This window comes from Rheinheimera sp. 1928-s, from assembly GCF_029269265.1.
In the GTDB taxonomy this organism is placed as follows: Bacteria; Pseudomonadota; Gammaproteobacteria; order Enterobacterales; family Alteromonadaceae; genus Pararheinheimera.
In genome coordinates this window covers 34532-56670 of record NZ_JARIXP010000005.1, presented here as the reverse complement: position 1 = coordinate 56670, position 22139 = coordinate 34532, and the positions used below count along the sequence as shown (strand labels likewise).

Annotated in this window: 21 protein-coding genes; 12 read left to right on the top strand and 9 right to left on the bottom strand. The window is 45.7% G+C overall.

Annotation, left to right across the window (positions count from 1 at the left end):
- The first annotated feature begins 717 nt into the window (after positions 1 to 717).
- Positions 718 to 1512 (top strand): polysaccharide lyase, encoded by a 795-nt coding sequence (locus P3C17_RS13260; protein ID WP_300929896.1) that lies wholly within the window; start codon positions 718 to 720, stop codon positions 1510 to 1512.
- A gap of 288 nt (positions 1513 to 1800) precedes the next feature.
- On the opposite strand, the gene P3C17_RS13255 is transcribed toward P3C17_RS13260, so the two are convergent.
- On the bottom strand, positions 1801 to 2124 hold the full coding sequence (locus P3C17_RS13255; RefSeq protein WP_300929895.1) for a hypothetical protein: 324 nt from the start codon (positions 2122 to 2124) through the stop codon (positions 1801 to 1803).
- Positions 2125 to 2477: 353 nt separating this feature from the next.
- Between P3C17_RS13255 and P3C17_RS13250 the strand changes: the two genes are divergently transcribed.
- Positions 2478 to 3287, top strand: a complete 810-nt coding sequence (locus P3C17_RS13250) for a polysaccharide lyase (protein WP_300929894.1) — start codon at positions 2478 to 2480, stop codon at positions 3285 to 3287.
- 107 nt (positions 3288 to 3394) lie between these two features.
- On the opposite strand, the gene P3C17_RS13245 is transcribed toward P3C17_RS13250, so the two are convergent.
- The 3 genes from P3C17_RS13245 to asnB form a co-directional block, all read right to left on the bottom strand.
- The gene (locus P3C17_RS13245; RefSeq protein ID WP_300929893.1) at positions 3395 to 3643 is read right to left on the bottom strand and encodes a VF530 family protein; all 249 of its coding nucleotides are present in this window, start codon (positions 3641 to 3643) and stop codon (positions 3395 to 3397) included.
- On the bottom strand, positions 3606 to 5624 hold the full coding sequence (locus P3C17_RS13240) for a hypothetical protein (protein ID WP_300929892.1): 2019 nt from the start codon (positions 5622 to 5624) through the stop codon (positions 3606 to 3608). Before P3C17_RS13240 ends, P3C17_RS13245 begins: the two co-directional genes overlap by 38 nt.
- A 231-nt stretch (positions 5625 to 5855) precedes the next feature.
- Entirely contained in the window at positions 5856 to 7520 is a 1665-nt protein-coding gene (asnB, locus tag P3C17_RS13235; RefSeq protein ID WP_300929891.1) for an asparagine synthase B, read from the bottom strand.
- A gap of 294 nt (positions 7521 to 7814) precedes the next feature.
- Between asnB and P3C17_RS13230 the strand changes: the two genes are divergently transcribed.
- From P3C17_RS13230 to P3C17_RS13210, 5 genes are all read left to right on the top strand, one after another.
- Entirely contained in the window at positions 7815 to 8645 is an 831-nt protein-coding gene (locus tag P3C17_RS13230) for a DUF3025 domain-containing protein (RefSeq protein WP_300929890.1), read from the top strand.
- Positions 8646 to 8670: 25 nt separating this feature from the next.
- Entirely contained in the window at positions 8671 to 9471 is an 801-nt protein-coding gene (locus P3C17_RS13225) for an ATP-binding cassette domain-containing protein (RefSeq protein ID WP_233080707.1), read from the top strand.
- Positions 9472 to 10674 (top strand): ABC transporter permease, encoded by a 1203-nt coding sequence (locus P3C17_RS13220; protein ID WP_300929889.1) that lies wholly within the window; start codon positions 9472 to 9474, stop codon positions 10672 to 10674.
- 155 nt (positions 10675 to 10829) lie between these two features.
- The gene (locus P3C17_RS13215; protein ID WP_300929888.1) at positions 10830 to 11579 is read left to right on the top strand and encodes an NUDIX domain-containing protein; all 750 of its coding nucleotides are present in this window, start codon (positions 10830 to 10832) and stop codon (positions 11577 to 11579) included.
- Positions 11580 to 11682: 103 nt separating this feature from the next.
- Entirely contained in the window at positions 11683 to 11895 is a 213-nt protein-coding gene (locus P3C17_RS13210) for a hypothetical protein (protein ID WP_300929887.1), read from the top strand.
- A 335-nt stretch (positions 11896 to 12230) separates the two neighbouring features.
- Here the strand turns inward: P3C17_RS13210 and P3C17_RS13205 are convergent, their stop codons facing one another.
- The 4 genes from P3C17_RS13205 to P3C17_RS13190 form a co-directional block, all read right to left on the bottom strand.
- Complete coding sequence (locus P3C17_RS13205; protein ID WP_300929886.1) at positions 12231 to 13394, bottom strand: metallophosphoesterase; 1164 nt, start codon at positions 13392 to 13394, stop codon at positions 12231 to 12233.
- A gap of 24 nt (positions 13395 to 13418) precedes the next feature.
- A complete protein-coding gene (locus P3C17_RS13200; protein ID WP_300929885.1) occupies positions 13419 to 13967 on the bottom strand; it encodes a hypothetical protein in 549 nt (182 codons plus the stop codon).
- Between the two features lie 38 nt (positions 13968 to 14005).
- The gene (locus tag P3C17_RS13195; RefSeq protein WP_300929884.1) at positions 14006 to 14365 is read right to left on the bottom strand and encodes a PadR family transcriptional regulator; all 360 of its coding nucleotides are present in this window, start codon (positions 14363 to 14365) and stop codon (positions 14006 to 14008) included.
- Between the two features lie 230 nt (positions 14366 to 14595).
- Positions 14596 to 14997, bottom strand: a complete 402-nt coding sequence (locus P3C17_RS13190) for a hypothetical protein (protein ID WP_300929883.1) — start codon at positions 14995 to 14997, stop codon at positions 14596 to 14598.
- Positions 14998 to 15212: 215 nt separating this feature from the next.
- On the opposite strand from P3C17_RS13190, the gene P3C17_RS13185 reads away from it, so the two are divergent.
- The 4 genes from P3C17_RS13185 to P3C17_RS13170 all read left to right on the top strand — a co-directional run bounded on the left by P3C17_RS13185 (position 15213) and on the right by P3C17_RS13170 (position 19351).
- Positions 15213 to 15761 (top strand): NAD(P)H-dependent oxidoreductase, encoded by a 549-nt coding sequence (locus P3C17_RS13185; RefSeq protein ID WP_300929882.1) that lies wholly within the window; start codon positions 15213 to 15215, stop codon positions 15759 to 15761.
- Positions 15751 to 17574: a cation:proton antiporter gene (locus tag P3C17_RS13180; protein ID WP_300929881.1), complete on the top strand. Its 1824-nt coding sequence runs from the start codon at positions 15751 to 15753 to the stop codon at positions 17572 to 17574. Before P3C17_RS13185 ends, P3C17_RS13180 begins: the two co-directional genes overlap by 11 nt.
- Before the next feature lie 3 nt (positions 17575 to 17577).
- Entirely contained in the window at positions 17578 to 18084 is a 507-nt protein-coding gene (locus tag P3C17_RS13175) for a cyclic nucleotide-binding domain-containing protein (RefSeq protein ID WP_300929880.1), read from the top strand.
- 127 nt (positions 18085 to 18211) lie between these two features.
- On the top strand, positions 18212 to 19351 hold the full coding sequence (locus P3C17_RS13170; protein WP_300929879.1) for a GGDEF domain-containing protein: 1140 nt from the start codon (positions 18212 to 18214) through the stop codon (positions 19349 to 19351).
- Between the two features lie 91 nt (positions 19352 to 19442).
- Here the strand turns inward: P3C17_RS13170 and rimO are convergent, their stop codons facing one another.
- Positions 19443 to 20852, bottom strand: coding sequence for a 30S ribosomal protein S12 methylthiotransferase RimO (gene rimO, locus P3C17_RS13165; RefSeq protein ID WP_300929878.1), 1410 nt, complete (start codon positions 20850 to 20852; stop codon positions 19443 to 19445).
- A gap of 249 nt (positions 20853 to 21101) precedes the next feature.
- On the opposite strand from rimO, the gene P3C17_RS13160 reads away from it, so the two are divergent.
- Positions 21102 to 22103 carry an NAD(P)-dependent alcohol dehydrogenase gene (locus P3C17_RS13160; RefSeq protein ID WP_300929877.1) on the top strand — a complete coding sequence of 334 codons (1002 nt, stop codon included), beginning with the start codon at positions 21102 to 21104 and terminating at the stop codon, positions 22101 to 22103.
- The last annotated feature ends 36 nt before the right edge of the window (positions 22104 to 22139 follow it).

Sequence of the window (22139 nt, the reverse complement as noted above, 5' to 3'; positions counted from 1 at the left end):
TTTATTTTAAATTACTGCTTAACATGGGCTTACGTAAATCTCTTTCCTGTTGTATCAGATAAAGGATAAACATCCGCCGACATAATCAGCAATGACAGTATTTTTAATAAAATTGCCACATTTCGACCGACGCTTTGCACGCTATTGCGGCTTTACGACCCCAGTCTAATGCTTTATTTACATCTGCAGCTTCCTGCACCCAAAATCCTCCGAAATGCTCTGTGGTATTCAAATAAGGACAGTCCCTAAGAATGACTGCATCATCAGGCTGCACTTGCAATGATGTCGTCGTTTAACTGGTCGATACCCTTGGACATCGCTTTGTCTTCTGACAGAAAGGCGTTCTCGTTGTTTGGGCGGTGAATACTGACCAAATACCTTGCCATAGGATGTCCTTTTTCATGCATCTTAGCTTCAAAGTATCGCTTGCCCTGTCTGTGTACGCCATACCTTAACTATTTCTTCTGTTCAAAATTTAGGCTAAGTCACTCTATTGATTGCACAAGTTTAAGACTGACCAAGTGGCGCAAAATAATGATCAAAAAATAAGCAATGATGCGTATCTTTCTAAACTACACTCGACTCAGAGTCAGATAAAAAAATTGACCAAGTAGTCTGAACCCAAGCCAAACAATACGGCTTAAGTCAGACAAGATGTGAATAAGGTCTTGCCTGGGGCCTTATGCTTGAGTAGTAACCGGGCAGAGGTTGGATTACATGAAGTCTATTTTATCTTTTACTACAGCAGTAGTACTTTCAAGCTATTGCCTAACTAGTGTCGCAGCAGAAAAACCGGGAAAAAACGACGTCTTTGTTGAGAACTTTGATGTTAAATTGTCCCAGTTTGGAAGAACACTTGCATCAAAACAACGCTATGCCACATTTGCCAGAAAACAAGGTATAAAAGGCACGAATGCTATTCTGGTTAAGTATCAGGGCTTCGAGCAAGGCAGTCACAGAGTCTATGCTGCCGCGAAATTACCCGTCGCAGCACTTCAATACCAATTAAGTTTTTCAGTGAAATTTTGTGACAATTTTGATTTTGTCTGGGGCGGAAAGCTGCATGGAATGGGGCCAGAAAACCCAATCACCGGAGGAGACAAAGTGACAGCAGAAGGGTGGAGTGCCCGACTGATGTTTGGCCGTGAGGGCAGTTTAAGCACTTACATCTATCATCAGGACATGAAGGGTAAATTTGGTGATACCAAGCTTGCACAGAATTTCCGTTTTATGCCTGGCATCTACCAAAAGGTGCAAATGGTGGTCAGTTTAAATACTGAGGTTCATTTAGCTGATGGAAAAGTCGTTGTATCGGTTGACGGTGTTGAAGTGATCCATCATGACAATATCAGATTCCGGGCCAAAGACACCCCTGCGTCTTTAATCAACAAAATGTTATTCATTACCTTTCATGGGGGAGCCTCACCTGACTGGGCTCCTAAATCCGAAGATGGCAAATACAAAACGGAATGTGCTTATTTCGACAACTTTGTTGTCAGCAAAGTGATCTAGCGATGTCCTGAGCTGGTGACTTTATAGTCACCGGCGCAGTCAGACAAAGAGTTATGGATGTGCCTAAGTCTGGACTTGCCGACAACTTTAGCGAAGGACTGGCGACAGACAGTATGTGGAGAACTTCGGCACTTGGTGTGTCTTCTTCCACTTCAATCACCCGCCGCCACGGCTTTTTGGCTTTAAAGGGCAGGGTAATTTCCAGAGTGTATATCAACAAATCAGCAGTCCTCTTTGCTATATGAGTTTGTCTTGATTCTCGCCTTCACTCATTTGATATACCAGATATTAAAGTCTCAGCCCTGTCATTGGAAAATAGGCTGATGTGAAGTCAAATGGCTCATCCAGATGCGTTGGAAAATAAAAACTCCAGCCATCAGCTATCAAGGATTCTATCGTCAGCCTTAAGGTTTCAACCGCCAGACATAAGGCCTGAAGCGAGTCGACGCCATAGGCATACTTCTCGAATGAAATTCCCTGAATTTCGACCTTACAGCGATAATCACCCTGCTCAGACTTTGGATCTGGTTCAGGTGTATACAGGCTCAGCATTAGAGAGACTGAGTCGCCAGCCGTATTTTTCGCTATGTATTCACTTGTGGCTAAACGCATCACATATTCCTTCTGTCTGGTGGATAAACTCAGTGTGCCACTGCAAAGTTGCATCTTTGCGGCTAAGGGCAAGAGGCAAACTTAACCCTATCATCCTTTCTTTTGGCTGAAGCAGTTTTGGAAGCAAAACCTTGAACCGCAAAAGATTTTAAATGGGTTATATCAAAAAAATGAGAAAGATTGCGGCTTTTTAAACTAAAGCGAGCATCCGGGGTCAGACAAGCCTGTTGGTCACGAGATCTGATTTTATAGCCGCATGGCTACACAGTGCGGCAATACTGTCAGATTCAAAATGAGTAGGGAACTGTCTGGTACCTTATGCTTGAGATTAAACCAGGCGGAGACCGGATCAAATGAAAATAATTTTTGCTCTGACAACAGCGCTTTTTCTTGTGGGCTGTGGTGCAGATGATGATGAAGTAGAAAACGTTGAGAGCGTTGGAAATCCAGAAACCCCAGAAGTCTTTGTAGAAACCTTCGATGGAAAACTGTCTCAGTTTGGACAAATTCTGTCGAAGAAACGCTATGCAGCCCTGGTTGAGCACCAGGGGCTGCAGGGTTCTAAAGCAATGAAGGTGACCTATCAAGGCTTTGAACAAGGTAGCTACAGGGTTTATGCTGCCGCTGATCTGGCTGAGCCAGCGCTGCAATACAAAATGAGTTTTGCCGTGAAGTTTTGTGACAATTTTGATTTCGTCCTTGGTGGCAAGCTGCATGGATTGGGGCCAGAAAACCCCATAACCGGAGGAGACAAGATAACAGCTGAAGGCTGGAGTGCCCGACTCATGTTTGGGCCAGGGGGAACTTTGCGAACTTATGTGTATCATCAGGATATGAAAGGTAAGTTTGGAGATATTAAAGTTGCAGAGGATTTCCGTTTTATCCCTGGTATATACCATCAGATTGAAATGCTGGTCAGTTTAAATAGTGCCCCTCAGCAGGCAGACGGAAAAGTAGTGGTATCAGTGGACGGCGCTGAATTGATCTACCATGACAAGCTCCGATTCCGTGCCAAAGATACGGCTGCATCCTTAATCAACAAAATGATATTTATCACTTTTCATGGTGGAGCTACACCAGATTGGGCTCCCCGAACCGAAGATGGCAGCTACAACGCGGAATGTGCCTATTTTGATAACTTTGTGGTGAGCAAAGTGCTGTAGTCGTTTGTCTGGTTTACCTCGGCCGGTGAGTTCGTTACTGCGAAGTCTCCGGCGCTTTCAGACCATAGGCATCACCTACTTCGGTCATAAAAAGGCCAGCCTTGCGGTTAGCCTTTTTGATATAACTTCAGTTTGACAAACAACTCTTCAACCTGAGTTCTGGCCCATGGTGTTTTGCGTAAAAACGTCAGGCTGGATTTGATGCTGGGGTTAGAGCTGAAGCACTTCAGTGGCATTTGCTTTGCTAAAGGTGCAAAGCCACCATAATGCTCAACTAACAACTCCAGAATTTGCTGCAGGGTAAAGCCGTGCAGCGGGTTATTTTGTTGTGACTGGTTTGGGGCTTGGGTTGCCATAAGGGCTTTGCTCTGTAGTCGCTAAGGGCCTGAACTGGCCGTGATAGTTTTCATCGTCTGTTACCATCATCAGGGCTGAACCTGGAACTAATGGGCTGGGGCTGGCTAAACCTTCAACTTTAAAGCCGTCAATCTGCCACAACACGGGCCGTTCAGCCATTAAGCTGATGGGCTGTTTTGCAGTGGGGTTCACTAAAGCTAAAGGATAGACAGCGCTGGCAAAAGGGCCATTGTCTGAACTGTCCAGCACGGCGCCGGCCCAGAGCACGTCACCTTCCAGATGCAGGTCGGATATCACTCTGTTGTAGTGACGGTTTTTCAGCTTTGTTGGGCCTGTGACCTGAATTTTCTGGCTGTTCCACTGAATGTTTGCTGCAGCTAAATCCAGCTCCCCCCATTGTAAAAAACCAGCAGCGGTGGCTGTGCCCCGTTCACCTAAAATCACCAGATAACGGTTCACATCTTTTTTAGCGCAGGCTAAACCTTCAAAGTTATCGCCGTCTTGTTCCGGGCTATTGTCACGATCAACAGGTAATTCAAAAGTGTTCAGCACTTGAGCGTAGGTCGGGAATACTTTGATATGAAACAAACGGCCAAAAGAGCCTTGCCAGGTGCCGCTTTCTGCTATTAAAAATTCACTGTTTTTACCGGGCAGAGCACAGACTGCTTCTAAGTCGTTGGCTGCCTGACCTGCAGGCCAGTTGGTAACAAACAAGCTTTGTGCCGTCAGTTGTTGATCCGGATTCAGCTGAATTAAGGTTAAACGATCGCCCTGACGTTGAATTTTTTTATCCTGCACCGCCAGATAACTGGACTGATCTAAAGCGGCCAGGCCACTAAGTGCAGGCAAGGCGGTTTGGGTTTTTGCTCTAAAAGGAGTAAACCAGCGTGGGTCTACCTGCATTTTAAACAGCAAAGGCGACATACGTTTAAACTTGTCGGCATGGGTACCACACTGAATATTATCGGGGTAGTGCTGTTTCCATGGGTCATTAATTAAATACACAGTGCCGTCGTGAATAGTGATGGCTTCCAATGCAGTTTGCACCAGCTTTTCATAAGCAGGGCAAAGGCCGCTGTCATCTGTGCTGACATAAAAACTCAGCTTTTGCACAAAAGGCGGAATACGGTTGGTTAAATCAAACACCCATAACTCGTCGTCATTCCGTGCTACTGCCATTAAATAACCCGGATGGCCTTTGATAGGACTGGGTAAAAACTCTATCCCGTTAATAGGGTGGTCTTTATCGTTGAGTACAGGGAAAGTCAGGTTCGCATCTATGACTTTAACAAAGTTATCGCGCAGCCAAAAATCCTGAGTTAAGCGGGTTTTAAATAACTGTGGTTTATTGGCAATGTCCTGTTCCAGCGCCAGATACAAATTCTGATGATCATCGACGGCTAAGCCTTCAATACCATCGTTTGGAAAATTACCTACTTTGGCTTCCATCGGAAATTGCACAGGCCGCACAGCTACTATTTCAGCACGGGTTAACGCACTGTCGACCTGAATTTTCAGCAACAGGCTGGGGTAGCTGGTGGAGTTGGTCTGACTGAATCTTTTTTTACACTCAGGGCTTAATTCATAAGCTGACGCATCTTCAGTCACAGTAATTAAACTGGTGTCGTCGATGCGATCCCAGGTCAGGGCTTCAAAGTCTGGTTTATCACTCAGATACCCATAAAAGCAGCTGCTTTTCAGGCTTTCGGCTACGGTAATTTGAATAGGCTGAGTAATAGACTTTGCAGTTGCCGGGTCTATTCTGAATAACTTCATTCTGGTGCTTTCATTAGCACTTTGATCGCCAATAACCACTAACTCACCTTTACGGTAAGTAACGCCCGATGTTTGTGGGTCCAATAAAGTTTGACGTTCTAAATCGGTCAGCCATTGACCTTTCAGTGCCGTTTCTGCATTCAGATCCCCACTTAAGCTGGCAATAGCCAACAAGGTGAACAAGGATTTGGATAAATTGATCACAGTCTTCGATCCATAATTCAGGGCATATTCAGATGGCGCCTAACATACGATCTACCGGACTATTTCGCCAGCGAAACCCGATAAAAACCTATTATTCGACGAAAAAAAACACAATAACCTGAAGATTGGCAAAGGATAAAAACAAAAGCCACAGAAGGGGAGTACCAATCTGTGGCTTTTTGATATGTATCAAGCATTAACCTGAATAATTAAATCAGGTGAGAGCTCTTATCAATAGGCTTGTTCGTGAACATCCCGCACAGCACGACCTGACGGGTCTGTCATTTGCGCCATTTTTGCATCCCAAGCCAAAGCTTCAGGAGTAGAACAGGCCACTGACTTACCACCAGGTACACAGGAAATAGCACCTGTATGTGGGAAATGCTCTTCAAAGATCACCCGATAGAAATAAGCTTCTTTGCTGTCTGGCGTATTGACCGGGAAGCGGAAAGCTGCAGTTGCCATTTGCTGATCCGTTACTTCTTTTTCCGCATGAGCTTTTAAACTGTCAATCCAGCTGTAGCCTACGCCGTCAGAGAACTGCTCTTTCTGGCGCCATAATATGTCGTGCGGTAATAAACCATCAAAGGCCTGACGCAAAATGTGTTTTTCCATTTTGCCTTTGCCACACATTTTCGCTTCAGGATTTAAGCGCATGGCCACATCCATAAACTCTTTGTCGAGGAAAGGCACGCGCGCTTCAATACCCCAGGCTGACATGGCTTTGTTGGCGCGGTTGCAGTCGAACATATGCAACCTGTCCAGTTTGCGTAAGGTTTCTTCGTGGAACTCTTTGGCGTTAGGCGCTTTGTGGAAATACAAATAACCACCAAAAATTTCATCAGAACCTTCACCCGACAACACCATTTTAATGCCCATGGCTTTGATTTTACGGGCCATTAAGTACATTGGTGTTGAAGCGCGAATCGTTGTCACGTCATAAGTTTCGAGGAAATAAATCACATCACGCAGTGAATCTAAACCTTCCTGCACAGTAAACAGCACTTCGTGGTGCACAGTGCCTATGCTGTCTGCTACTTTACGCGCCGCTACTAAGTCAGGTGAGCCTTGTAAACCCACAGCAAAAGAGTGCAGGCGAGGCCACCAGGCTTCGGATTGACCATCATCTTCTACGCGATTACGCGCAAATTGCTGCGTAATAGCAGAAATTAATGATGAGTCCAGACCACCGGAGAGCAACACACCGTAAGGCACGTCGGACATTAAATGGCTTTTTACGCTGTGCTCTAAAGCGGCGCGCAATTCGCCTAAATCAGCCGGGTTGTCTTTGACTGCATCAAAACTCTGCCAGTCGCGCTGGTAGTACTGCACCAGCTTGCCTACTTTGCTATCAAAGTAATGGCCTGGTGGGAATTCCTGCATTTGTTTACACACAGGCACTAAAGCTTTTAATTCAGACGCCACATACAGCTGACCATGTTCATCGTAACCGTAATACAGCGGAATAATGCCAATATGGTCACGGGCAATCAGGTAACGGTTTTGCTCTGCGTCATACAGAATAAAAGCAAACATACCTTGCAACTGATCGATGAAATCAACGCCGTGTTGTAAATACAAAGGCAATATCACTTCGCAGTCCGATTTGGTCTGGAACTGATAGTCGACTGTTAAGTTTTTCTCTAAATTTTTATGATTATAAATCTCACCATTCACTGCCAGAATGTGATTTCGATTTGGATTAATCAGGGGCTGGGCGCCATTTTCAGTATCTACGATCGCCAGACGTTCATGCACTAAAATGGCATGGTCGTTGTTCCATACGCCTGACCAATCTGGTCCACGGTGGCGTAATAATTTAGATAACTGTAGCGCCTGCTGGCGCAAGGCTTTAACATCAGTCTTGATGTCAAGCACCCCAAATATCGAACACATGATGAGTAACCTCTAATTAATTAATATCATTGCCCTAAATAATTGGCGTTGCAGAGAGGCGACCAGCGAACGAGTCCCCATGAACATAGTTGTCCTATGTGATTGGGGCGAGCGAACGCAGGCAACAAAGCTGCGGCGTCAAGAATGACGGGCAAATAAATTTTGGCAGTATGTACGTCTATACGTACCCCTTGAATTTGCCAGCTTACAGGAAAATTGCAAGAGGTTTTTTGCGCTTTTCACAGGTAATGCAGGTCGTAAGTTTTCATAGCAACAACGAGCTTTTTCTTATTCATGCAAAAAAACAGCATAACGTCCAGATTCACAGCACCCTTAGAATGGCAACCAGAGCTGTTTTTGCAGCCGGGCATATTCAGTGCTTTAGCCGCTGTTTTTCCTCTTGCGCAGCAAAGTCATTTCCCATCGCCAGCGCTACTGACGCTATGGTTACATCAGCACACTGCATTGCAGGACTGGTGTTTTGTCGACAGTTCTATACTGGATGCAGATGGCCGTTATTACGAGGACTTTATTTACCAAAGCCGGCAAATTCCTATGCGTCTCAACAATTGGCATGACTTATTTGGCGCTTTGATCTGGTGTTTGTTTCCTAAAAGCAAGCAGTTGATGAATCAGCTGCATATGGAGCAAATTAAGCAGTTTGGTAGCAAGGAGCGTAGCAAGGTGCGGCATAAACTCACCTTGCTGGATGAATGTGGTGTGATTATTTGTATCAAACCTTCGCAGCGATTTTTGCTGGATTTATTACGTAATCATCAATGGACCGAAGCTTTTTATCAGCATAAAGACCTCTGGGCAGAGCTGAACCCGATTATTTTTGGTCATGCTAACTACGAAATGGCAACTAAGCCTTTTATTGGTTTAACCGCAAAATTATGGTGTATTGAATGGCCCGAACAGGGCTTGACCGAAACCGACACAGAAGGTTACGATTTTGTTGATAACTTATTAGCGGCGCAGCTTGTGAATGCCGACTTGCTGTTTGATAATCAGCAGCTTAGTCCGTTGCCATTATTGGGAGTGCCGGGCTGGCATCAACAGGTTCAGGACCTGGCTTTTTATGCAGATACCAGTTATTTCAGACCGAAACGGCACACCACTTAACGCAGAACAACAAAGGGAACTCTCAATGATAAAAATCGACGCGCTGGCTAAATCTTTTGCCATCAGTCGCGGCCAGAAACTGTCAGACAGTGAAAAACAGGATGTGCGCTACAGCAAAGAAGCTTTTCATTCGGTACGCAACGTCAGCTTTGATTGTGGCTCCGGCGAAGTCTTAGGTTTATTAGGCCCTAATGGCGCCGGCAAAACCACCACCTTACGTATTTTATCTACCGCCTTGCAGCCGGATTCTGGTTCTGTGCTGATTGAAGGTGTGGATGTATTAAAACACCCTGTACAGGCCCGTAAAAAAATCGGCTTTTTATCCAGCAGCACAGGTTTGTATGGCCGCTTAACTGCTTATGAAAACATTGCTTATTTTGCTCGTTTGCATGGCATGAGCGAAGCTGCGTTAAAACAGCGCATCGACGAGCTGTTCACATTGCTCAATATGCACGACTTTGCCAATCGTAAAGCCGATGCCATGTCGACCGGTATGAAACAAAAAACCGCTATAGCCCGGGCTGTGGTGCACTCGCCCAAGGTGGTGATTCTGGATGAACCTACCACTGGTCTGGATATTATGACCACTCAGACGGTACTGGATTTTATCCGCTCGTTAAAGCAGCAGGGGACACCAGTGATTTTCTCAACCCACCATTTGGACGAAGTCGCCTCTTTATGTGATCGGGTGGTGGTGATCGATAAAGGCATCAGCGCTTTTTCCGACAGCTTTGACGCCTTTAAGGCATTAAGTGCGGATGGGGATTTACGTCAGTCTTTTATGACGGTGATTAATGCGACAGCAAGTAACAGGGAGCAAAACTAAATGTGGCAAGTGTATTTTAAAGAACTGACTGAGTTGGTTCGTGATAAAAAAACCATGTTTTTCATCATTTTGCTGCCGATCCTCGTCTTCCCTGTGCTGTTCGGCATTATGGGATTGGTAGTGGCGAATGTGGCCAAACAAGCCGAAGCTGAAGAGCACCGCTATGTGATTATCAATGCAGACAAAGCGCCTGAACTGACAGACGCTTTGTTTTATCACAAGAATTTTAAAAAGGTAGAGTCTGATCTGACCGATCCTGAAGCGCTGAAACAAGCCATACGCGACAACCAATTTGATCTGGCTATTATCATTGCCGACGACTTTAGTGCCGACGCCGTCAACCTGACGCAAAGCAAATGGACTGTGATTTATAACATGTCATCTCAGCTTGATATGATTGATAAGTATTTCAATGAGTTACTGCGTGATTACAGCAAAAAACTGCAACTGGCCAAACTGGATTCTTTAGGGGTAACAGCTGAAAAAGTAGATGCTCTATTACAGCCCGTGAAGCTGGAAAAAGTAAATACAGCTGAAAGTCGTGAAGATTTAGGCGAAAAAATAGGCGGCTTAATTGCTTATATCCTGATCCCTTTATGTTTAGCGGGCTGTTCATACCCTGCTATTGATATTGGTGCGGGTGAAAAAGAACGTGGTACTTTAGAAACCTTATTGATATRCCCGATCAGCAGAACCTCTATTGTGTTAGGTAAGTTTCTGAYTGTACTGACCACAGGCCTTGCCACTGCACTCATTACCGTCACCAGCTTTGGTGGCTGGGGTTATGTGATTGGCTCTTTAATGGGCGTGGATATAGTGGCTAAAACTATGTCGACTTTAGGCGTGGCTGATTTGTTGCTGATACTGATGATGCTTATCCCGTTGTCGGCTATTTTTGCGTCCTTGCTGCTGTCGTTATCTATTTATGCCCGCAGCTTTAAAGAAGCACAAAACTATATTGGCCCTTTAAGCATGATTGTATTTATGCCGTTAATTGTCGCTTTAATGCCTGGTGTTGAACTGACCTGGAGCATGGCGATGTTGCCTGTGGCTAACGTAGCGCTGGCGATTAAAGAACTGATCAAAGGCACTATAGATGTGGGCATGTTGCTGGCTATTTTTGGTTCTACAGTAGTTATTGCTGGAGCACTGCTGGCTTTTTGTGTCAGTTGGTTCCAGAAAGAAAAAGTACTGTTCAGATAAAATATTCGGGCATGTTCGCTGCCTGATCAATGAAACTGCGGTACAGATGGACGGGCAGGGGCAAGCTCAGCCCCTACACACCCGCTGATTTAATGAAGGGGCGTCGTTAATCGGCGCCCGTCTCGTTTCTAATCCTATTTAGTGTGTTTTTCCAAATGAAACTATTTGATGCATTAGTGAATCCCTATAACGGCTGCTACATAGGGCCGGAGCAACTGCCAGATACTGTAGCCGAATTTGCCGGTCGTTTAGCCGCATCGGTCGATGCCTGGCATAACCACTATGCGCTGATCTGGCTGGAGATACCGGCTTACCGTGCCGAATTGATTTCTGTAGCACTGGAGCTGGGGTTTGCTTTTCATCACTGCACACCAGAAAAATTAATGTTAAGTAAAAAGCTACAGGCAGACAGTTACTTACCTTCAGCCGCTACTCACAGCATAGGAGTGGGCGCTGTGGTGTTATCCGCTTCAGGTAAAGTACTGCTGGTGCAGGAAAAACCTTTGGAGGGCCGAAGCCCGTCTTATTTCAAGTTACCAGGCGGAATGGTGGATGCCAAAGAACATCTGGTGGATGCAGTCATTCGTGAAGTACTGGAGGAAACAGGTGTTGCCGCTAACTTTGATAGCTTCTTAGGCTTACGCCATCATCATCAGGGCCAGTTTGGCGCTTCTAATTTGTATATGGTGTGCCGTTTAAGTGCCGAAGAAACAGAACCCACACCAGACCCCCGCGAAATTCTGCAGGCCCGCTGGTTCGACTGTGCCGGTTATCTGGCCGACCCAAACGCCAGCCATTACAACAAGTTGCTGGTACAAACAGCGATATCGGGTGCGCGCTTATACAGCCACAAAGTACCGGGTTATATGAAAGGGCCTGGTGACTATGAAATTTTTATGGGGTAGGTGTAAGTTGAAAGCCGTTTGGTTCAAAGGGCATATTAAACAATAGTTGAGCTATAGTGATCTAAGCATTTGGCTATAAGAGGAAAGACAGTGGAGCAGGAAGATGTTAAGTATCCAAATCGACAATCCAGAGCTGGAAGCCGAATTAAAACAGGCATATGGCAGTAATCCGCAGTCTGTAGTCAAAGCTTTTGCTGAGTTTGTGCAGGCCAGAAGGTTAGCCGATGATATTCAAACTTCAGTGACAGAGTTGGAACAGGGCCAGGCAGTCAAATCCTCTGACGTGTTTAAATCCATTCGTGCAAGGTATGAGTAAACTACAACTCGTTTTTTCACCTCGCGCAAAATAGCCTTTGTCACAAATTGCTGAATATCTCTCAGGGCAGGGATTGCAAGATTCCTTCGTAGTTGAGTACCTGAATCAGTTTGAACTGTGGTTGAATAAAGTACTGCTTGAGTTTCCTGAATCAGGGATTGAGCTCGCAGAGTATGGCTATGGAATACGAAAGGTCTGTTACAAGAAGTACAGCTTTGTTTATCGTGTCACTGGGGCTCAAATAGAAATTCTCACCGTTTTTCGCGAGAATTTGCCATAAGCCGACGATTGCATCATTTATGCAATACCTTCGGTGATTGCATCCTACGCATCTTTTATAACGCTTCGCTGCTACCATCTTCGGATAAGCGAAAATACTGACCGTCTTTGATCAATAAGCCTTCACTGTTGCGAAACGGAAAACTGCTTAGATAATCTTTGGGGTGTCTGACGTCTATGGCAAACACCTTACGGTTATACAGAGCTTTCACTTCGCCTTGTAAGGTATGACCGACCACTACAGCGTTGGCATTGACGGCTTTTAAGCCTTGTTCAACCTCAGCCTGTGATAAATCATCTTTAAAATACCCCCTGTACCAAGCCGGCCCTGTGGTGCTCGATTGCAGGAAAGATTCCTTAGTGACTGTGGCTGGGGTGTAATAAAGCGTTCTGTAACCGCTGCGTACAATCTGATTGATTTCATCCACCGACGGCTGATATTTAGCGATATCTGGGTGAAGTCCACCATGCACAAAAGCTACACCATTAATTATTTCCAGCACATTCTTTGATGCCAGCCAGCGGCCCAGAAGCGCATTATCATCAAATAACTGGAACTGCTGTTTGCCAAGAATACCGGCGATATAGAAGTATTTTTCATTGGCTGACTGAAAGTTACCTTGCAGGTTTTTGATTTCGTGGTTGCCAATCACAAAATGCACTTGTCCGCCCGATTGTCTCGCGGATTGCTCCAGTTTATAGATACCCCATAACACTTGTGTAGTAGAGGCACCTCTATCAACAAAATCGCCAACCAATACCAGATGGCCTTTGCCAAAGGTCCAGTTTAGTTGATTATCTGCAATGCCGTGGCTGACTAAAAACTGTCGGAATGCGCCGAAACCACTTTCGATATCAGAGAGTGCAACTATAGGTTCGCCATCGGTATAGATGGCATCAGGTGTTTGGATCTCTTCACTAATTTTTGCAGTAAAACTGCTTTTGTCCTCTGGGAACCTCACCTCAATCCTGTGGTCGCCCATAGTAGAAAGGGCTTGCCGTTCAATAGTAAAGCCACTGTCATTGTCACCTTTAATACGAAGCGCAACAGTCTGATTATCCTGATAAAACACATGAACTTCCCCATCAAGCTGATAGGCTAGTTTGTCTTCAAACAAATGTGCATCAGCGCCTATAAATAATCCAAAGCAGACCAGTGTCACGAGCAGCAACAAAAAGGTGACTGTAAAGTGTTTTAAATTGGTCAGAATAAGAGACATCACTAGCTCCTTGTGGTTGATGTTTCACAGATGCATTTTTAAGATGCGGGCGGTTTGGCGGGTCAGATACAGCAGCCCGGCACCGCAGAGAGATGCCATAGGGATAAGCCATAATGCCGGGATCTCGTTCGCCTGAGGTTCAAGCTGACTAAAAGCTATCACCAGACTATTGCCATGCTCTGCAACCCAAACTCCGAAACTTGATGGCAGCAATAACTTAAGTAGAGCCACCAGCAATAGGGCTGAACCACTGCCGTAGCCTAAGACGCAGATCAGATAATAAAGGCTTTTACTGATGCCTTTTCTTACCCGGGACAGTGGTTTTAATCCTTTGGGCGGTGCAACGCCTATAGTGATGTGGTCTATGTAACCAGCCGCCAGTTCTCGTGCTGTGCCAAGTCGAGCCAGAATAGCTTCTACGGTGGAGTCTTCTGCTCCTTGTTGCATTGCCAAGGTATCGTAAATATGGCTTTCTATTTCCTGAACCACTTCCTGTGCTTGCACTTCACTGACTCGTGACAGGTAAATTTGAAGTTCAGCCAGATAGTCATGTATTAATTCACTTCGTGCCATTGCGTGTTCCTTTCAGTGTTGTCAGTGCGTTTTTCTGATCAGCGTGTTTTTGTCGCCAAGCCACTTTGTTCAAACAAGGCATAAATATCGTCGACCGATTGTTGCCAGCGGGCTTTTAAGGCAGTGAGTTTGTCTATGCCAAAAGCCGACAATTTGTAGTATTTACGTGGCCTGTCTTCGCCTTCCTGCAGCCAAAAACTATCAATCACGCCTTCGCGTTTTAACCTGTCAAGTAAGGGGTATAAGGTGCCATCGGTGATTTGCAGACTTTCAAACTCATGCAACTTGTGCAGAATTTGCAGCCCATACTGTGGCTCCTGATGTAACAGCGCCAGAATCGCCATTTCCAGCGAGCCTTTGCGAAACTGCACATCCCATTTCTGTTCTGAAGATTCCACTCTGTACTCCTATTTTAAAATGCGATGTGCACAGCAATTTTTTATGCAGTACAAGTCAATCTTGTACTGCAAGGTTAACTTGTACTGCAATACTTAAGAATAAGCAAGTAGTGTAAGAAATTAAGGTTTCAATAAGCTTTGGTAATGGATATTGCGAAATGCATGTGAAGATTTACTGCAGCTTCTACGACATCCCCCAGCTAGTGAGACACAGCAGGGGGATTAGGTGATTAACGCACTACAGCCTGGCCGTAGAAGGTGCCTGTAGCACAGAGACTGACATTTTCCCACGTATTGTCTGAGTAGAGAACCCGTGTGACGCAGGCGGTCGCCTGAGAAAAGCCAAAATATTCAGGACCTCTGGGATAAGTCACGCTACATTGGTTCTGGCTGCCACAATTCCAGTTACCTTCAGGTTCTGCCCCGTAACTCCATTGCACTTCGGCCACTGGTTTATCAGCGACCAGACGGAAGAAGACGCCTGGTGGAGAATTGATCTGGCTGGTACAAAAATCTGCAGTGTAGCTTTGTTGGGTTGGTGTACCACTGATCACACATTCAACGTGAGCAGCATAAAGGTTGTTGCTAATACTTAATGCCAGCAGCGCAAGTACTGCGAAGATAGTTTTCATCTCAATTTTCCTTATTTGAATTGAACTGTCCTGTTTGGACCTTAATAAGGTAACTTGATGTTTATTTTTTGTAAATAGTTAATGTTGTGGGAACAAGATCGGGTTGGCTGTAGTCACTCCATAAAAAAATATGCCCAAGCCTTGGATTCAACTTGCCACATCCGCTGCACTCATAAACACTGTAGTCACTGCTTTTAAAGGACAATCAGCCAGTTATGATCAGTTTGTTATATGCTCATCCTTATGCTCACCATGCCCGACTGGAACAAATGATGCTGAATGCTGTGCAGCATTGGCCCGGCCTGGAGCTGCGCGAGCTGTATCAGTTGTATCCGGACTTTTACATTGACGTCGCTTTGGAAAGAAAAATGCTGCAAAGCAGTGCTGCTATTGTTTTGCATTACCCTATGCAGAGCGGCCTACCGCCCGCTTTGCTAGTGCAGTATCTGCATAAAGTATTTCAGCATGGCTGGGCTTATGGCAAAAATGATGCCGGTGAAGCCGTGATGTCACTGCAGGGGAAAAGCTTTTGGCTGGTTACTCATGCCGTGGCCAGTCATCATGAACTGGACCCTTGTTATCAGCAAAGCATGTTTACGCCTTTGCGCCAATTGGCCTTGTCTTGTGGCATGAGGTGGCAACAGCCGTTAATGTTGCCTGAATTAACAGATACAACAGTTGCAACTCAAGCCGCTGAGTTATTTCGCCAGGGCCTGGAACAACTTACGTTAGCTAACGACGACAGGGCTCCTCATGCATCTTAATGTGCTTACTTATCTGATGATTTATCTGGCCGCCATGGTGCTGGTAGTGCCTTTAGCCAAACGTTTTGGTTTAGGTGTGGTCCTTGGCTATTTGTTGGCAGGTATTGCTTTAGGCCCTTCTGGTTTGGCTGTAGCCAGTAGTACCGATGACATTAAACTGCTGGCAGAGCTGGGCGTAGTGTTGATGTTATTTAGCATAGGGCTGGAATTGGATGCGAAAAAGCTCTGGGCTATGCGGCACAGAGTATTTTTGTTCGGCACCTTGCAGTTTGTGGTCTGCGCTTTAGGTATCGCCGTCGCTACTTTTTTACTGGGTTTGTCCTATGCGTTGTCGGTTTTTATTGGTTTAGCTCTGGCTTTATCTTCTACCGCTGTGGCGGTGCAATTGATGAAAGATCGCAATTTGATGGGCACGCACACAGGGCAGTCGGTATTTGGTGCTTTGTTGTTGCAGGATATGGTAGCTATTCCACTATTGATTGGGGTGAGTTTAATAGCGCCTTCAGAAGGCACMGCAGAATTTAAAGCCTTGCCTGCATTGGCTGCTTTAGTGGCTGTTGTTTTAACGGGTCGTTATCTGATTGGTTACTTGCTGCACTGGGTGGCACATTATGGTTCCCGTGAGTTGTTTGTAGGCCTGGCTTTATTGCTGGTAATTGGTGTGATGGAGCTGATGACGGCTGTTGGTGTATCGGCTGGTTTAGGCGCATTTATTGCCGGCGTGCTGTTGGCAAGCTCAGAGTTTCGTCATCAGTTAGAGGCCGACTTAGAACCATTTAAAGGCCTGTTTTTAGGATTATTTTTTATCACTATTGGCGCCAGCATCAATATGCAATTGTTAAGCTCACAATGGCAACTGATCAGTCTGTTATTGCTGCTGTTTGTCGGTTTAAAGTTGTTGCTATTGTATGGCGTGGCTACTGTGTTAAAAATTGCCGGGCCTGAGCGTTTCAGTTACGCGGTATTGTTGGGGCAAGGCAGCGAATTTGCTTTTGTGTTGGCGGCTTTGGCCACAGCAGGAGCACTGTTAACGGACACTGAAGGTGCCACGCTGAATTTAGTGATTGCCTTGTCTATTGCGGTATCGCCGTTGCTGAWGAAACTACAGGATGCCTGGGCTGCCCGTCAGCAAAACCAGGTACAGCAGCAGGACAGCAATGTGGAGAACAGCGAAAGCCCGGTGATTATTGCTGGCTTTGGCCGTTATGGTCAGATTTTAGGTCGTTTGTTGTTATCCAATGGCGTAGTGCCTACAGTACTGGATCACGACTCAGACACTATTCAAACCATGACTAAATTTGGTTTTAAGGTGTACTACGGCGACGCCAGTCGCATGGACGTGCTGGAAGCGGCTGGCGCTGCCGGGGCCAAAGTGTTAGTGATAGCAGTAGACGATGCGCAGGCTATCAATGCCATAGTCACTAATGCTAAGCAGCATTTCCCTCATTTAACGTTGATGGCCAGAGCCAAAGATGTGGCGCATATGTATCAGCTGCGCCAGATGGGAGTACAACATATAGAACGTGAACTGTTTGAAGCCTCTTTGCGGCAGGGCAGAGATGTATTGTCTGTACTGGGTATGGGGCAGTATGAAGCCAAAGAACTGGCCGACCGGTTCAGAGCTGCCAACTATCAGCTGCTAGATAAAATGCAGTTGGTTCGTGAACAGCAGGATGAAAAGAACTACATTCAACTGCTCAGACAAAGCAGGGAAGAGCTGCAACGTCAGTTGGAACGGGAAAGCCGCGATGCGCCACAGCGTTATCAGGGCTTGTCCGCCAGCATGGGTTCAAGGGAAAACACCAAGGAGTAGCACGTGAGCTATACCAATAAATTGCGGTTAATGGAAATTCTGGCCAGAATCCCATTGTTTAAAGATTTACAGCCTGCCGACAGAGAACTTATTTTGCTTATGCCCAAAGCTTTTGAGGTATGCAGTCAGGGGGAGGCGCTGATCAAAGAAGGGGGTTACGAGCCATTTTTTTATATTATTTTGTCCGGACAAGCTCTGGTTTATCATCGGCAGCACCAGATAGGACAACTCTTGCCCAGCCAGTTTGTTGGTGAAGTAGGTTTTATTTGTAATGAACCGCGCAGCGCAACAGTGGTTGCTGAAACTGATATGGTGCTGATGAAAATAGATACTGACAGTTTTCAGCGTTTGCCGGACAGAGTACGCTCAGCCATTAAAGACAAAATTATTTTTGGTTTAACCCAAAGAGTGGCGCAATTGAGTGAAAGACTGATTGAGTTGGATGGGGTATTGCCGGCACCCAGGCTGCTGTCTATTGATGAAGAGATACAACTTAATCCAGGCAGTTAAACTTTGTTACCGGCAGTGTAAGTTGTTTGTATAACTGAAACATCAAAGGCTATACTGCCGAAATAATGGGACAACGGAGTAATTAGTCATTAATTTTCATGGATTTGAACTGCATTTACCCACGCTGATGCTGTTAACCTTAGTGGTCAATCTGATGATTGGCTTCTATTTGGCTATGGTGTACGTACTACGCCGCCATGATCAAAGTTTTTTGGTATGGTCCATTGCTTGTTTTGTCTTTGTTGCCGGGGGGTGTGCCGCTGGTGCCAGAGCTTATATCGACCAGCCGCTGCTGACTTATCTGCTGGCAGATTTGTTATTGTTATTGTCACCGGCTTTAGTGGTAACAGGTTTGGTGTTGTTTTTACGGGGTCAGTTGAGCGCACGTTCCAGACAACAAGCCGCTTTATTGTTTGCTCTGTACCTGTTGCCTTTAAGTATGTTGTATCAGGTGAATAATGCCTCAACTGCGTTAACTTCCTTAAGCATTGCAGTGGTATTTATTTATGCCATTGTGCTGTTGAGAAAAGCCCGTTTAACGCCGGTTTTTCCTGTCTATGTGCTGCAATTGTTTTTTGCTTTGCATGCAGCTTTGATGGTGCTGCAGTTCTTTTTGGTGATACCTCTGATTGGTGAAGACGCTAGATCTTTAGCTTTACCCAGCCTGCAATGGGTATTGCTGGGTCATGTATTGTTAACCACCAGCACAGGTTTTATGTTGCCACTGTTGTCGTTTTCTCACACTGAGAATGAGTTGCTGCGCCTGACAGAGCTGGATGACTTAACTCAATTACTGAACCGCCGTGAATTTTTAAAAAGAGCCAATCAAACCTTGTTAAACAGCAGACGCCAACAGCATAGTGTGGTGGTGTTGATGATTGATCTGGACCACTTTAAATTGATCAACGATAAATGGGGCCATGCAATTGGCGATATGGCACTGAAAAAAGTAGCCGACTTACTGAAAATAGGGCTGCGAACCTCTGATTTAATAGGTCGGCTGGGCGGTGAAGAATTTGCGGTACTGATGCCGAATACCAGCGCTGAGCAAGCGGCTTTAATAGGCCAGCGTTTATGTGAGCGTATTGCTCATCATGCCTGGGAGATAGAAGCCAGACCGGTCAAATTGACGGTTAGCGTGGGGGGCTCCACTTGTGTTGATGCACTGCGTGATTTGACTGAGCTGCTAAAAGATGCCGACGATGCTTTGTATCAGGCCAAGGCGGATGGACGAAACCGTATCGTCTTTGGTGCTGATGTTACTTAACCGCTTTAGCCACTCTAAGCAAATCCAAAGCATTAAAAAACGGCCATCCGGCCGTTTTTTAATGCGGTATGAGGCAATAGCTGCTAATTACTCAGCCCTCTTGTTCGATCAAGCTGCCCCATAAATCGTATTCGTCTGCTTCTTCAATCACTACATCCACCAGATCGCCTGGTTTTAATGAAGTTTCGCCGTTTAAATACACAGCACCGTCAATTTCAGGAGCATCAGCGAAGCTGCGGCCAATAGCACCTTCATCGTCCACTTCATCTATTAATACTTTGATAGTACGGCCAATTTTGCTCTGTAAACGGGCGGCGCTGATGCGCTGCTGAGTTTCCATAAAGCGGTGATAACGCTCATCTTTAACATCTTCAGCAATTTGATCCGGTAAGTCGTTGGCTTTTGCGCCTTCGACCGGGCTGTATTTAAAGCAGCCTACGCGGTCTAACTGAGCTTCTTCTAACCAGTTTAATAATTCCTGGAATTCTTCTTCTGTCTCGCCTGGGAAGCCGACGATAAAGGTAGAACGAATAGTCAGTTCAGGGCAGATTTCACGCCATTTTTTGATGCGCTCTAAGACGCGGTCAGACTGACCTGGGCGTTTCATCAGTTTTAAAATACGCGGGCTGGCATGCTGGAATGGAATATCCAGGTATGGCAATAATTTACCTTGCGCCATTAATGGGATCACATCATCCACATGCGGGTATGGGTAGACATAATGCAGGCGAACCCAAATGCCTAAATCGGCTAAGGCTTCGCATAAAGACTGCATTGAAGTTTTTACCGGCTGGCCATTCCAGAAGCCTGTGCGATGTTTCACATCCACACCATAAGCGCTGGTGTCCTGAGAAATAATCAGCAGCTCTTTGACGCCGGCTTTTTGTAAACGTGCCGCTTCATCCAGCACTTCGCCAATAGGGCGGCTGACTAAGTCGCCACGCATCGAAGGAATAATGCAGAAGGTACAACGGTGGTTACAGCCTTCAGATATTTTTAAGTAAGCGTAATGCTTAGGCGTTAATTTAATACCGTGATCCGGCACTAATTGCATAAAAGGGTCGTATTTTGGCTTAGGCACAAATTCATGCACCTGCTTTAATACATTTTCATAAGCATGAGGGCCAGTGATACCTAAAACATTTGGATGCACTTCACGGATTTCGTCTTCACGGGCACCTAAACAGCCGGTCACTATCACTTTGCCGTTTTCAGCCAAAGCTTCGCCTATGGTATCTAAAGATTCCTGCACTGCGCTGTCGATAAAACCACAGGTGTTGACTATCACCAAAGCTGCATCGTCATAGCTTGGAACTATTTGATAACCTTCAGTTTTTAACTGAGTCAGAATGCGCTCTGAGTCCACCAGGTTTTTTGGGCAACCTAAACTTACAAACCCGATTTTTGCGCCTGAGCCATTGGCTTGCGCCTGAGCCGTCAGGCTTTTCACTGGCGTTTCCAGTGTGGTGGTTTGTGATGGGTCAAAGGTTTCGACTGTCATGTAAATCCTGCAAAGTAAAAGGGCCGGAAAAAAAGTGCGCGGATTATACCTGAATCGACTGGAAGATACAGTGCTTGCTGTATAAAAAACACTCAACAAGAGGGCGTTATCTTCGGCTAAAGCAACAGGATCAGCAGAAAGTGATTAAACAGATGCGTTATGCGACCAACTGCACTGTCACTTTATTGATCCTGACCAATACTCTTGGCGTAGCTGTTTCACTTCACCTTTCTTTTTACAGGAATTCCTATGATCAAAGCTTATGCAGCATTAAAACCTCAGTCTCCTTTAGCTGTGATTGAGTTCGACCCTGGCCCTTTAGGGCGTCAGGATGTTGAAATTGATGTGGATTATTGTGGTATTTGCCACTCCGACTTATCGATGATCAATAACGAGTGGGGCATGTCGTCTTATCCCTTAGTGGCTGGCCATGAAGTTGTAGGCCGTATTGCTGCTGTAGGTGCCGATGTCAGTCATTTCAACGTTGGGCAGGTGGTCGGGCTTGGCTGGCATTCGGGGTATTGTCAGGTGTGCAGTAGTTGTGGCAGCGGCGATCATAATTTATGCGCAACAGCCCAAGGCACTATTGTCGGTCGCCACGGTGGTTTTGCCGATAAAGTACGGGCTAATGCAGCCAGCGTAGTGGCTTTGCCTGAAGGCATGGATGCAAAAACCGCAGGCCCTTTATTTTGTGGTGGCATTACAGTGTTTAATCCAATGGTGCAGTTTGATGTTAAAGCGACCGATAAAGTGGCAGTGATAGGCATTGGTGGTTTAGGCCATATAGCGCTGCAATTTTTACGTGCTTTTGGCTGTGAAGTGACAGCTTTTACCTCCAGCGAAAGTAAAACTGCCGAAGCTAAAGAGTTAGGTGCTCATCATTGTATTAATTCCAGAAATGCCGATGAAATAGCTGCCGCTGCAGGGCGTTTTGATTTTATTTTAACGACGGTGAATGTGAAATTAGACTGGAACCTGTACCTGTCCACTCTTAAGCCTAAAGGCCGTTTGCATTTTGTTGGAGCCACCCTGGAACCGCTTGATCTGAACGTATTTAGCCTAATTATGGCGCAGCGTTCCGTGTCTGGTTCACCTGTTGGCAGCCCGGCGACCATCAAAAAAATGCTGGATTTTGCGGTACAACACAATATTCAGCCAGTGGTGGAGATGTTCAAGTTTGACCAGATTAATGAGGCGATAGCTCATCTGGAAAGTGGCAAAGCCCGTTATCGGATTGTGCTGGAGCGGTAAGCTGTTTTTTCAGTTTTTCGGAGCAAAGCAGCAAAA